Source organism: Streptomyces sp. NPDC058665 (assembly GCF_042714995.1).
GTDB lineage: Bacteria > Actinomycetota > Actinomycetes > Streptomycetales > Streptomycetaceae > Streptomyces.
Genome location: NZ_JBHXRX010000026.1, coordinates 46,216 through 58,841 on the forward strand (window position 1 = coordinate 46,216; position 12,626 = coordinate 58,841).

Below are 12,626 nucleotides of genomic sequence, written 5' to 3' on the forward strand. Positions count from 1 at the left end.
CGCGAGCGGCCCATGTCACCCCAATTCCCTTGTTCAACTCGTCAGAGGGACCAGGTCCCACCCGAATGAGCGTGTGAGGCGGGTTCGGGAGAAGAATCCCCTTGGACCCGGTTGGGCTTTCACCGCGAAATCTCTCGCGATCCACAGATTCCCCACACAGCCTGTGGATAACTTTCCGAGCAGGCATCCTCTGTGGACAACGTCGCCCCAAGTGCCGCTCGCCACAAGGGGAATGGGTCAACGACAGACGGACCGGTGCCCCTTTCCGGGGAATTGGCAACCCGTTATTGACGTAAGCGCCCCCTCCTTTTCACCCTTTCCCCACCGTCCCCAATTGCGGCAATCCGGACAAAATGCCACACGTTGAAAAAGGAGGTGAGGTGGCGGAACCGCGCACCGGTAGCCTGGTGGGGTGATTGACCTTCGCCTGCTCCGAGACGACCCCGACCGTGTCCGCGCGTCGCAGCGCGCCCGTGGAGAGGACGTGGGCGTCGTCGACGCCCTGCTCTCCGCCGACGAGCGGCGCAGGGCCTCCGGCGTCCGCTTCGACGAGCTGCGTTCCGAGCAGAAGAGCCTCGGCAAACTCGTGTCCAAGGCCGCCGGCGACGAGAAGGCCGAGCTGCTGGCGCGTACGCGTGAGCTGGCCGCGGCCGTGAAGTCGGCCGACGCAGTGCAGCACGAGGCCGACGAGGAGGCCAGGCGGCTGCTCCTCCAGCTGGGCAACATCGTGCACCCGGACGTGCCCGTGGGCGGCGAGGAGGACTTCGTCGTCCTGGAGACGATCGGCACGCCGCGCGACTTCGCCGCCGAGGGCTTCGAGCCCAAGGACCATCTGGAGCTCGGCGAGGCGCTCGGCGCCATCGACATGGAGCGCGGCGCGAAGGTCTCCGGCTCGCGCTTCTACTACCTGACGGGCGTCGGCGCCCTGCTCGAACTCGCCCTAGTGAACGCGGCGATCGCGCAGGCAACCGAGGCCGGCTTCATCCCGATGATGACCCCCGCGCTGGTGCGCCCGCGCGCGATGGAGGGCACGGGCTTCCTCGGCCAGGCGGCGGAGAACGTCTACCACCTGGAGAAGGACGACTTCTACCTGGTCGGTACGTCGGAGGTGCCCCTCGCCGCGTACCACATGGACGAGATCATCGACGCCGACAAGCTGCCCCTGCGGTACGCGGGCTTCTCGCCGTGCTTCCGCCGCGAGGCGGGGACGTACGGCAAGGACACCCGGGGGATCTTCCGGGTGCACCAGTTCGACAAGGTCGAGATGTTCTCGTACGTCGACCCTGCGGACGCCGAGTCCGAGCACGCGCGGCTGCTGGAGTGGGAGAAGCAGTGGCTCAGCGGCCTCGGGCTGCCCTTCCAGGTGATCGACGTGGCGACGGGCGACCTGGGTGCCTCGGCCTCGCGCAAGTTCGACTGCGAGGCGTGGATCCCGACGCAGGGCAAGTACCGCGAGCTGACGTCGGCGTCCAACTGCGACGGTTTCCAGGCGCGTCGGCTCTCCGTACGGATGCGGGCGGCGCAGGACGGCAAGCAGCAAGTGAAGCCGCTCGCGACGCTGAACGGCACGCTCTGCGCCGTCACGCGCACGATCGTGGCGCTGCTGGAGAACCACCAGCAGGCGGACGGTTCGGTGTGGGTGCCTGAGGTGCTGCGTCCGTATCTGGGCGGGCGCGAGACGCTGGAGCCGATCGCCAAGTGAGCGCCGCCTCCGGCCCGGTGTCCTCTTCCGACTCCGCCCCCGCCTCCGCGTTCCCGTACAAGCTCGTCGCGACCGACCTCGACGGGACGCTGCTGCGCGAGGACCACGAGGTCTCCGCGCGGACGCGTGCCGCGCTCGCCGCCGCCACGGAGACGGGCGCCGCGCACATCATCGTCACCGGGCGGGCGGTGCCGTGGACGCGGGGCATCCTCGACGATCTCGGGTACGACGGATTGGCGGTCTGCGGCCAGGGCGCGCAGGTTTACCACGCCGGCGAGCACAGACTGCTGACATCGGTGACCCTGGACCGTCAGGTGGCGGTCCTCGCGCTGTCGAAGATCGAGGCGGAGGTCGGTCCGCTGGCGCTGGCCGCGAGCCGGGACGGTCTCGACGGTGACGTACTGATCGGACCCGGGTACCGGGTGCATGACGGCCCGCTGCCCGCGGTCTTCCTCGACGATCCCGCCGAGATGTGGACCGCGCCGATCAACAAGGTCTACATCCAGCATCCGCGGCTGAGTGACGACGAGTTGGCGGGGGTCGCGCAGGAGACCGTCGGGAACATGGTCGCCGTGGTGATGGCGGGTCCCGGGGTCGTGGAGATCCTGCCGCTGGGTCTGAGCAAGGCGACGGGGCTCTCGCTGGCCGCGCGGCGGCTCGGTGTGACGGCGGCCGACACGATCGCGTTCGGCGACATGCCCAACGACATCCCGATGTTCGGGTGGGCGCGGCACGGTGTGGCGATGGCCAACGCGCATGAGGCGCTGAAGGCCGTGGCGGACGAGGTGACGGCGTCGAACGACGACGACGGCATCGCGGTGGTGCTGGAGAAGCTGCTTCAGCAGGGCTGAACGCGGGGCGTCGGGGAAGGGGGCGGTCCGCGCGGACGCGCGCTCGAAGCGACCGCCCCCTCGGGCGGGTCACCGTCGGCCGCACGGAGCGGAAGTGGTTACTCCGGTGCCGGGTCGGGACTGCCCTGTCGGGAACTCGACGGACTCGTACTGCCGGTCATCGCCGCGCTCCTCTCCCGGTCCAGTGGTACCTGCCACCACCACTGTGCACCGGGGCGGTAGTCCGGCGCCACCGAGTTATTCGTGACCGGCTCCGGAAACCCGCGTACGGCTCGCGTCGACAGCCTTGCCGGCGCCTGTCCGCGTCCGCCCGCGAAAGTCCACGGACGGACGCGAGCCCGCTGGAGCGGTCAGCGGCGCTTACGGCCGCGGCGCAGATCCTTCAGCTGATGGACCACATCGTCCACCCGGGCATCCACGCGGTTGATGTCCTCGGACATCTGGCAGAGCCGGTTGCTGATCGCCCCGACGACCTGGTTGGTGGCGTCGAGCCGCCGGTCCAGACTGTCGAGCCGGTACGACATCCGGTTCAGCACCGGCCCCAGCTCCTGGAGCGCCACGCCGACACCGCCGAGGCAGGACTCCACGTCGGTGACGCGCCGGTCGAGCGACGCGTACCCCTCACGCCAGCCTTCTTCGGCGTCGAGGAGATACGTACGGACGCGTCGGGCGATGTCGCTGTCGCGAAGGAGCATCGCGATGTTGAGGACGGCGCGACGGGTGTAGAGCGTGAGCCCCGAGCGCCTCTGTGGATAACTTCGGTCGCTCCCGGATGAGAGTGACATGTTGTCACTCTGATATTCACGCAGGTCAGGACCGCGCAGCACCTGCATCCCGTTCTCGGACAGCTCCGCTCGGTGGCGCGCCGTCAACTGCCTGATGACGCCTGTGGATACTTCGAAGTAGCGCGCGACTCCGTCTGTCGTGTTGTGGATACCGTCCGGGAGCATGATCAAGGCCTTCACCTTGTCGAGCACCTCGACGCACCCCAGATGCTCGACGCGCATGGTGCGCGATTCGAGCAGGGTGACTTCCGATGGCATGAGTGTGTGCCTTCCATTCGTGAACCGATGATGGACGGCCCTCACCCCGGGCTTCAGGGGTGGAGGTCGGCTCACGGTGGCTACTCACTCAATGACCGGTGCGGCTTTCGACGCGGCACCGGCAATCCCCAGTTTCACGAACTCTCGACGTCACGGATTCCAGTTGCCTCCACGCACACGGAACAACGAGCCGATAAACGTACAGTTACGCGGCAACCCCCACCCGAAGGGAGGGGTCGCGGCGGCGCGCACACTTAACTACGGCAGTGGGAAGCCCCCGCTCACTCCTCGCCGGCGAGCGTCAGCGTGCGCAGCTTCCGCCCCGCGTACCAGGTCGCGGCGGCCGTCACGCCCACCAGCAGCACGACGGCCACCGGCAGTCCGACGTCCGAGGCGATCATGCCCTCGCCGCTGGTCTTCTCGGCGACCGCGAGGGACCACTGCTGAACGCTGAGCGTCCGCGCGCCCGCGACCAGGCTGCCGAACAGCGTCTCCCACACCAGCGCGTAGACGAGGCCGATGACGACCGCGTGCCTGCTGACCGTGCCGAGCAGCAGGAACAGCGCACTGTAGGCGATCGAGGCGACCAGCGCGGCGATGGTGTACGACACCGCGATCTGCTGGCCGTTGCCGTTGAGGATCATTCCGGCGATGAAGGTGGGGACCGCGGAGAACACCATGGTCACGGAGATCGCGACGATCAGCTTCGTGAAGATGATCGACGGCCGGGTGACCGGCTTCGCCAGGAGATAGACGATCGATCCGTCGTCGATCTCGGGGCCGATGGCGCCCGTTCCCGCGATCACGCCGATCAGGGGGATCATCGTGGCGAGGGCGAAGCCGCCCAGGACGTCCGCGGCGACCTGGTCGTCCACGCCGTTGAAGGCCCTTACGGCCACGGCGATGAGGATCAGCAGGGCCGGCAGGATGAGGAGGACGGCGGCCCGGCGCCGGCCGAGCAGGGCCCGGTAGGTGAGCCGGGCGACTGTGGGGTGGTACATGGACGTCACAGCTCCTTGTCAAGGCCGCTCAGGCCGCTACGAGGTACGAGAAGACCGATTCGAGGGACTCGTCGGACGGCGAGACCGTGAGCAGCCGGATGGAGTGCTCACGGGCGACCCTCGGCAGCAGCTCGGTGAAGCGCCCGAAGTCGACGGCCTGGATGCGCAGCGCGCCCTCGGTGAGGTCGACCTCGATGCCGGCCGTCGAGGGGTCGGCGATCAGCGCGGCGGCCAGGACGCGGTCGTCGCTGGACCGTACGAGGTAGCGGTGCGGCCGGTCGGTCATCAGCCGGCGGATCTTGCGGAAGTCGCCGGACGCGGCGTGCCTGCCCGCGACGATCACCTCGATGTGCGAGGCCAGCTGCTCGACCTCCTCAAGGATGTGCGAGGAGAACAGGACGGTGCGGCCGGAGTCGCCCATGCGCCGCAGCAGCTCCATCAGTTGCATGCGCTGGCGCGGGTCCATGCCGTTGAAGGGCTCGTCGAGGAGCAGTACTGACGGTTCGTGGACGAGCGCGGAGGCCATCTTCACGCGCTGCCGCATGCCCTTGCTGTACGTCGCGATCTTGCGGTCCTGCGCGTACTCCATCTCGACGGTGGCGAGCGCCTTCTGGGCCGCCTTCTTACCGAGGCCGTGCAGTTCGGCGTTGGCGACGACGAAGTCGAGCCCGGTGAGGAAGTCGTACATCCCCTCGCGTTCGGGGACGATGCCGACCTGGCGGTAGACGGACTCGTTGCGCCAGATCGCGTCGCCGTCGAGGGTGACGCTTCCGTTGGAGGGTGCCAGGAAGCCGGCCATCATGTTGATGAGCGTGGACTTGCCCGCGCCGTTGGGTCCGAGCAGTCCGGTGACGCCGGGGCCGACGGTCATCGTCACGTCGTTGACGGCGACCACGTTGCCGAACCAGCGCGACGCGTGCTCGATGTTGATGGTGGTCACAGCCCGACCTTCCGGTAACGGCGCATGAGGACGGCGTACGAGCCGAGGATGAGCGCGAGAACGACCAGTAGATAGACGACTCCGACACCGGCCGACGGCCCGTCCGAGCCGGGGAACGACGTGGAAGCGCCGAGGAACGCGGTCTGTACGCCGTCGATGAGCGTGATGGGTGAGAAGAGGCCGAGCCACTGGACGGCGCCGGAGGAGCCGGTCTCGAAGGCGATGGCCTGGACGGTGGAGACCGCGCCGTAGGTGATGGTCAGCGTGGCGATCACGGCGGCGACACCGAAGCCGCGGCGCGGGGTGAGGGCGGCCAGTACCAGGCCGAGTCCGCCGAAGAGCAGCGAGAGAAGCGCCACGGAGACGAGCCCCTGTCCGAAGCCCGTCGTCTGGTCGACGAAGTCCATCTTGGCGAGCAGCGAGCCGATGTAGAGGACCAGGAGCGGTGCGGCGGTCAGGACGAAGAGGGCGGAGGCCATCGCGCCGTACTTGGCGACGACGTAGTCGAAGCGCTCGATCGGCCGCGAGAAGTACAGCGGCACCGTCTTGAAGCGCAGGTCACGCGAGACGGACTGCGGCGCCTGGGCGGCCAGGAAGAGCGCGATGAGGGCCTGGGTGAAGATCGCGTACCGCGTGTACTCGACCGGCAGGTCGTTCGACTTGGTGGCGACGGCGACCGCGACCATGATCGCCGCCGGCACGCACATCACGGCGAACAGGATCATCGGCAGGATCTTGGACTTGGCGGACCGGCCGAGGCCGTAGGAGCCGCGCAGGGACTGCGAGTAGAGGGAGCGGCGGGCGTAGGCGCGGCCGAGCCGCGGGCCGTCGTAGTTGCGGTAGCCGATGTTGTGGATCTGGGTGAGATCAGCGCTCATCGCTGCCGCCTCCCTTCTGAAGTGCGAATTCCGCGGTGCCCGGCTGCGCCGGTACGGGCTGTACGTCGCCGGTGGCCGTCCGGACGTCCCGCGCGGCCTCCTGTGCGGCGTCCTTCGCGCGGAAGACCTCGGCGATGTGGTGGCGGCGCTGTTCCATCCGTACGAGACCGAGCCCGAGTTCGGCGACGGTGTCGCGTACGACGTCGTACGTCTCCTCGCCCGTGGCCTCGATGAGCAGGATGTGGCCGGCGCCCGGCAGCCCGTCCTCCTCGCCCGCGTGGAGCGAGAGCCCGGCCGTGGTGAGGGCCTCGCGCAGGGCGCGGGTGCCGTCCGGGTGGGTGTCGGTGTCGGTGACCTCGACGGCGAGTGTCGCGGTGTTCTGCGTGAAGTCGCTCGTGGAGCTGGAGCGCAGCAGCTTGCCGCCGTCGATGACGACGACGTGGTCACAGGTGCGTTCGAGCTCGCCGAGGAGGTGCGAGGTCACGAGGACGGAGATGCCGAAGTCGGTGTAGACGCGGCGGATCAGGTTGAGCATCTCGTCGCGGCCGACGGGGTCGAGGCCGTTCGTCGGCTCGTCGAGGAGGACGAGTTTGGGGTCGTGGACCAGCGCCTGCGCGAGTTTGACGCGCTGCTTCATACCGGTCGAGTAGCCGCCGATGGGGCGGTACCGCTCCTCGTACAGGCCGACGTGGCGCAGCGTGTCCGCGGTGCGTTCACGGGCGGCGGTCGGCGGGAGGCCGGACATGCGCGCCATGTGGACGACGAGTTCGGTCGCCGAGACATCGGGCGGCAGGCAGTCGTGCTCGGGCATGTATCCGACGCTCTCGCGGATGGCGGCGCCGTCGGTGGCGACGTCGAACCCGAGCACCGCGGCCCGGCCTTCCGTGGCGGGGGACAGACCCAGCAGGATCTTGATCATGGTGGACTTGCCGGCTCCGTTGGCACCCACCAGACCGGTCACGCCCGGTCCGATGTCCAAGGAGAGCCGGTCAAGCGCGGTTACCCGGGGGAACCGCTTACTCAGGCCTTCAGTGGCGATCACAGTCACGTTCATGACGGTAGTGGCGCACACCACAGCGGACGTCAGCCCTGGCGGCTGTCTCGGGGTCCCCCTTGAGACGTACGGACCCGTAAGGGCAGCGTAAAAAGTTACGACGAAGGTTCCGGGTCGGCGAGGTTATCCACAGGCCGGGAGGGGGCCTTGACGCAGCCGCCGGACATTGTCACATTCATCAGTGTCAAGTTACGGGCACGTACGGCTATCGGGCGCGGCGAGGGCGGTCGAGCAGCGCGCCCGCGATCGGCACGGAGGGGTGGCATGGCTTCAGCGGTGACGGCCGAACAGGCCGCGGAGCTGCGGGGATTCAGATCCGTGCAGCGGCTGGCCTACGAGTGCGCCGAAGCGGTGGCCGCGCGCCTGCGGCCGGGGGTCACGGAGCGCGAGGCCGCCCGGATGCAGCGTGAGTGGCTGCGGGCGCGCGGGGTGCGCGACTGGTTCCATCTGCCCTTCGCCTGGTTCGGGGACCGCACGGCCTTCACGGGGTTCCGGATCCCGCTCCAGTTCTTCCCCACCAACCGCGCGCTGGCGGAAGGCATGCCGTACATCCTCGACATGGCACCGGTCCACCGCGGTTTCACCGCCGATGTCGGCTACTCGGGCTGTCTGGGCACCGACGGCACCAATCCGCTGCACGACAAACTGCTCGCCGATCTCCGGGCACACCGCGAGCTGATCCTGCGCGAGGTGCGCGAGCGGCGTTCGCTGCGGGAGATCTACGAGGACGTGGACCGGCTGATGGTCCGCCAGGGATACGAGAACAGACACCGGGCCTACCCCTTCGGCGTGATCGCCCACAAGATCGACCGCGTGAAGGACCGCCGCTGGTCACCGCATGTCCTCGGCTTCGGTACGCAGGCGCTCAAGGGCCTGGCGAGCGACGCGCTGCACGGGCACCGGGAGGGCTGGTCGCCGCTGTGGAGCCCGTACGGATTCTCCGACCACCCGCCGAGACCCGGGCTGTGGGCGGTCGAGCCGCACCTCGGATTCCGGGGTACGGGCGCCAAGTTCGAAGAGATCCTGGTGGTCACCGACTCCAGGGACCCGGCCGAGAGCGCGTTCTGGCTGGATGACGATCTGCCGCATGTGCGGCGTTGGGCGAAGGGTGCGTGATGTCGCTTCAGTCTGTTCCGTCACCGTCGGGCGGGCCGGTGGGGATGCGGGAGCGCCGGGTGCGCACGGGCGGGGTCGATCTGTGCGTGGCCGAGCTGGGTGACCCGGCGCACCCGACCGTCCTGCTGGTGCACGGCTATCCGGACAGCAAGGAGGTCTGGTCCCAGGTCGCGGGGAGGCTCGCCGAGCGGTTCCATGTGGTGCTGTACGACGTCCGGGGGCACGGTGGCTCGACGGCGCCGACGCCGCTGCGTGGCGGCTTCACCCTGGAGAAGCTGACGGACGACTTCCTGGCGGTCGCCGACGCGGTGAGCCCGCGCCGGCCGGTTCATCTGGTGGGGCACGACTGGGGGTCCGTGCAGGGCTGGGAGTTCGTGACCGTACGGCGCACGTCGGGCCGTATCGCCTCCTTCACCTCGATGTCGGGGCCGTCGCTGGACCACTTCGGACACTGGATCAAGCGGCGGATGACCCGGCCCACGCCGCGCGCGCTGGGCCAACTGCTGGGCCAGGGCGCCAAGTCCTGGTACGTGTATCTGCTGCATACTCCGGTGCTGCCCGAGCTCGCGTGGCGCGGGCCGCTGGGCAGGCAGTGGCCGAGGATTCTTGAGCGGTTCGAGAAGGTGCCATCGGGGCGGAGGTCCCCGGCACCGGGCAGCGGGGCGGAATCCGGGGGCGGGCGGCAGGCCGACCCGTATCCGACGGCCTCGTTGCCGGACGACGCCGCGCACGGCGCCTGGCTCTACCGGGACAACGTCCACGCGCGGCTGAGCAGACCGCGCACCGACGCCCACGCGCACGCACCCGTCCAGCTGATCACCCCAACCGGGGACGCCTTCCTCTCCGAACGGCTCTACGACGATCTGGAGCGGTGGGTGCCGCAGTTGGTGCGCCGTACGCTCCCGGCCAAGCACTGGGTGCCACGGACGCGACCGGATCAACTGGCCTCCTGGATCACGGACTTCGTCACCGTTCACGAGCCCGAACCGGCGGACGAGGCGGACGAGGCGGAGGGCATGGCGAAGGCGTTGGAGGGCGCGGCGCTCGGGCCGGCGGGCAAGGCCCGCCGGGAGAGCCGTGCCCGCCGGGCACGGGACCTGGTGGCGAGCGGGCCCTACGGAGAGCGGTTCGGCGGGCAGTTGGTCCTGGTGACCGGGGCGGCGAGCGGCATCGGGCGGGCGACCGCGTTCGCCTTCGCCGAGGCGGGCGCCCGGGTCGTCGCGGTCGACCGGGACGCCGAAGGGGTCGCCAGGACCGCCGAGATGGCCCGGCTGATCGGCGCCCCGCGGGCGTGGGCCGAGACCGTCGACGTCAGCGACGAGGAGGCGATGGAGAAGCTGGCCGAGAAGTGCGCCGCCGAGTACGGCACGGTGGACGTGCTGGTGAACAACGCGGGGATAGGGCTCTCGGGGCCGTTCCTGGACACCACCAGCGAGGACTGGAAGAAGGTCCTGGACGTCAATCTCTGGGGCGTCATCCACGGCTGCCGGATATTCGGCGCACAGATGGCGGCGCGCGGCGAGGGCGGGCACATCGTCAACACCGCGTCGGCGGCGGCCTATCAGCCGTCACGTGCGCTGCCCGCCTACAGCACCTCCAAGTCGGCGGTCCTGATGCTCAGCGAATGCCTGCGCGCGGAGCTCGCCGGACAGGACATCGGGGTCAGCGTGATCTGTCCCGGCTTCGTGAACACCGGCATCACGGCCACCGCCCGGTTCACCGGGGTCTCGCCGGAGGAGGAGAAACGGCGTCGGAAGCGGACGGCCCGGCTGTACGGGCTGCGCAACTACCCGCCGGAGAAGGTCGCCGACGCGATCCTGCGGGCCGTCGTCCGCAACGAGGCGGTCGTCCCGGTCACTCCGGAGGCCCGGGGCGCCCGGCTGCTGTCCCGCTTCGCGCCCAGGACGCTGCGCGCGATCGCCCGTCTGGAGCCGCCGCTGTGAACAGGGACGAAGAAGCCGTGAACCGGGACGGCGAGACCCCGAACTCCCAGGCTCCTGAAGGGATCACCGTTTCGGACGAGCCGTATGTGATCGCTCCCCGGCGGGTGTCGTTCGACTGGCGCGACACTCCGCTGCACTGGATACCCGACGAGCCGACCGCCACGCATGTCATCAACGTGCTCCATCTGCTGCTCCCCGCGGGCGAGCGCTGGTTCGTCAAGGTCTTCAAGGAGGCCCTGCCGCTGGTGCGGGACCCGGTGCTGCTCAAGGACGTCAAGGGGTTCATGGGCCAGGAGGCCACGCACAGCGTGCAGCACGCGTATGTGCTCAACCACCTCGCGGAGCAGCGCCTGGACACCGAGCCGTACACCCGGCACGTCGACTACCTCTTCGAGATACTCCTCGGCGAGGAGCCGCCGTTCGGGGTGCCGTGGCCACGGCGGGAGTGGCTGCGGTTCCGGCTGGCGATCGTCGCCGCGATCGAGCAGTTCACGGCGGTCCTCGGGGACTGGGTGCTGCGCGCGGACGCGCTGGACCACGCCGGGGCGGACGAGGTCATGCTCGACCTGCTGCGCTGGCACGGCGCCGAGGAGGTCGAACACCGGTCGGTGGCCTTCGACATGTACCAGCACTGCGGCGGCCCCGATCCGGTGCGCTACGCCCGCCGGCTGGAGACGATGGCCGTCGCGGCGCCGGTGATGCTCTGGTTCTGGGTGCGCGGGGCGGCGTATCTGATCCGGCACGATCCACAGCTCGCGGGCCGGCTGCGCTACTCGCTGCGCGAGCACAACCGGGCGGTAGCCAAGGGCCTGTTGCCGGCCTGGGGCGAGCTGGGCGCGGCGGTGCCCCGGTACTTCCGGCGGTCGTACCATCCCTCGCGGGAAGGCTCGCTCCGCAGGGCCGTCGAGTATCTGGCGACCTCTCCCGCGGCCCGCGCGGCTGCCGGAGCGGTCGGCCGGGCAGCGCTGGGATAGCCGGGACAGCCGGGACGGTGGCGTGCCGGGGCGGTGGGAGGAGTGAGCGTGTCGGAGGACTCGGGGGCGTCGCGGGCCCCGGCCGGAGGCCGGTACCGGATCGAGGACCTGGCGCACGCGAGCGGCGCCACTGTCCGGACCATCCGCGCCTACCTGGACCGCGGGCTGCTCCCCGCGCCGGAACGGCGGGGCCGGGCGAATGTGTACGGGGACCCGCATCTGGCCCGGCTGCGGCAGATCGCGGATCTCCTGGACCGGGGCTACACACTGGCGTCCATCAAGGAGTTGCTGGAAGCGTGGGACGCGGGGCGGGGTCTGGGCGGGGTGCTGGGCCTGGTCGCCGAGGTCCACGGCCCATGGACGGACGAGCGGGCCACCCGGGTCACCCGCGCGGAGCTGGACGAGCGGTTCGGCGGCTCCCCCGACGAGGCGGCGCTCACCGAGGCCGTGGAGCTGGGGGTGCTGGAGCGGATTCCCGGGCGGGACGACGAGTTCCTCGTACCGAGCCCTCAGGAGCTGGCGGTGGCGGCCGAGTTGTACGCGGCGGGGGTGCCGCTGTCCGCGATCTCCGCCCATCTGCGGGAACTTCGCGGGCAGGTCGAGCACATCGCAGCGCGCTTCCTGGAGTTCACGACCGAGCACGTCTTCGCCCGCTATCTGGGCCATCGCCCGCCGACGGACACGGACGCGGCCGAGGCGGCGTCGCTCGTACGACGTCTTCGCCCGCTGGCCCGGCAGACCGTCGACGCCGAACTGGCCCGCGCCATGCGGGTGTTCGCGACCCGGCATCTTCAGAGGCACCTGGTGTCGGGGGACCCGGAGCCGTCGGGCGCCGGGACCCGGTCGGTGGCGCTTCCGGCCGGGACGATCGACGCGGTCCAGGGGCTTGTTGGGGAGGAGAGCGTTCCGGAGTTCATCGCGGCGGCCACCGAACGGGAGGTGCGGGCACGGACGTTGGACGCACTCACCGCAACCCACAGACAGAACAGTCAACTTGACCAAATGGGTTAATTCAGGCACTCGTTGTCCACAGATTCGCCAAATAGCCTGTGGATAACCTGAGTTGACTGTGGATCAAACATTCTCGCGCTGATCGTTTGTGGATCGGATCGAAGCGTGCCGGA

At 69.6% G+C, this 12,626-nt stretch carries 11 protein-coding genes; 6 read left to right on the top strand and 5 right to left on the bottom strand.

Going from position 1 to position 12,626, the window contains the following annotated elements; genetic code table 11:
- Positions 1-412: 412 nt before the first annotated feature.
- Positions 413-1,702 carry a serine--tRNA ligase gene (serS, locus tag ACFWV8_RS18880; protein WP_384203117.1) on the top strand — a complete coding sequence of 430 codons (1,290 nt, stop codon included), beginning with the start codon at positions 413-415 and terminating at the stop codon, positions 1,700-1,702.
- Entirely contained in the window at positions 1,699-2,553 is an 855-nt protein-coding gene (locus tag ACFWV8_RS18885; RefSeq protein WP_384203120.1) for an HAD family hydrolase, read from the top strand. The genes serS and ACFWV8_RS18885 overlap by 4 nt, the downstream gene beginning before the upstream one ends.
- Before the next feature lie 350 nt (positions 2,554-2,903).
- On the opposite strand, the gene ACFWV8_RS18890 is transcribed toward ACFWV8_RS18885, so the two are convergent.
- From ACFWV8_RS18890 to ACFWV8_RS18910, 5 genes are all read right to left on the bottom strand, one after another.
- Positions 2,904-3,596 (bottom strand): hypothetical protein, encoded by a 693-nt coding sequence (locus ACFWV8_RS18890; protein WP_384203123.1) that lies wholly within the window; start codon positions 3,594-3,596, stop codon positions 2,904-2,906.
- Positions 3,597-3,877: 281 nt separating this feature from the next.
- Positions 3,878-4,597, bottom strand: a complete 720-nt coding sequence (locus ACFWV8_RS18895) for an ABC transporter permease subunit (RefSeq protein ID WP_384203126.1) — start codon at positions 4,595-4,597, stop codon at positions 3,878-3,880.
- 28 nt (positions 4,598-4,625) lie between these two features.
- Positions 4,626-5,537 carry an ABC transporter ATP-binding protein gene (locus tag ACFWV8_RS18900; protein WP_329385155.1) on the bottom strand — a complete coding sequence of 304 codons (912 nt, stop codon included), beginning with the start codon at positions 5,535-5,537 and terminating at the stop codon, positions 4,626-4,628.
- Positions 5,534-6,415: an ABC transporter permease subunit gene (locus ACFWV8_RS18905; RefSeq protein WP_329385153.1), complete on the bottom strand. Its 882-nt coding sequence runs from the start codon at positions 6,413-6,415 to the stop codon at positions 5,534-5,536. Before ACFWV8_RS18905 ends, ACFWV8_RS18900 begins: the two co-directional genes overlap by 4 nt.
- Positions 6,405-7,469 (bottom strand): ABC transporter ATP-binding protein, encoded by a 1,065-nt coding sequence (locus ACFWV8_RS18910; RefSeq protein WP_384203130.1) that lies wholly within the window; start codon positions 7,467-7,469, stop codon positions 6,405-6,407. Before ACFWV8_RS18910 ends, ACFWV8_RS18905 begins: the two co-directional genes overlap by 11 nt.
- Positions 7,470-7,733: 264 nt before the next feature.
- Here ACFWV8_RS18910 and ACFWV8_RS18915 point away from each other — a divergent pair, with 264 nt between their 5' ends.
- The 4 genes from ACFWV8_RS18915 to ACFWV8_RS18930 all read left to right on the top strand — a co-directional run bounded on the left by ACFWV8_RS18915 (position 7,734) and on the right by ACFWV8_RS18930 (position 12,513).
- Positions 7,734-8,585: a M24 family metallopeptidase gene (locus ACFWV8_RS18915; protein WP_384203133.1), complete on the top strand. Its 852-nt coding sequence runs from the start codon at positions 7,734-7,736 to the stop codon at positions 8,583-8,585.
- On the top strand, positions 8,585-10,528 hold the full coding sequence (locus ACFWV8_RS18920; protein WP_384203136.1) for an SDR family oxidoreductase: 1,944 nt from the start codon (positions 8,585-8,587) through the stop codon (positions 10,526-10,528). Before ACFWV8_RS18915 ends, ACFWV8_RS18920 begins: the two co-directional genes overlap by 1 nt.
- Before the next feature lie 62 nt (positions 10,529-10,590).
- The gene (locus ACFWV8_RS18925) at positions 10,591-11,502 is read left to right on the top strand and encodes a metal-dependent hydrolase (protein WP_384203276.1); all 912 of its coding nucleotides are present in this window, start codon (positions 10,591-10,593) and stop codon (positions 11,500-11,502) included.
- A gap of 48 nt (positions 11,503-11,550) precedes the next feature.
- The gene (locus ACFWV8_RS18930) at positions 11,551-12,513 is read left to right on the top strand and encodes a MerR family transcriptional regulator (protein ID WP_384203139.1); all 963 of its coding nucleotides are present in this window, start codon (positions 11,551-11,553) and stop codon (positions 12,511-12,513) included.
- Positions 12,514-12,626: the final 113 nt, after the last annotated feature.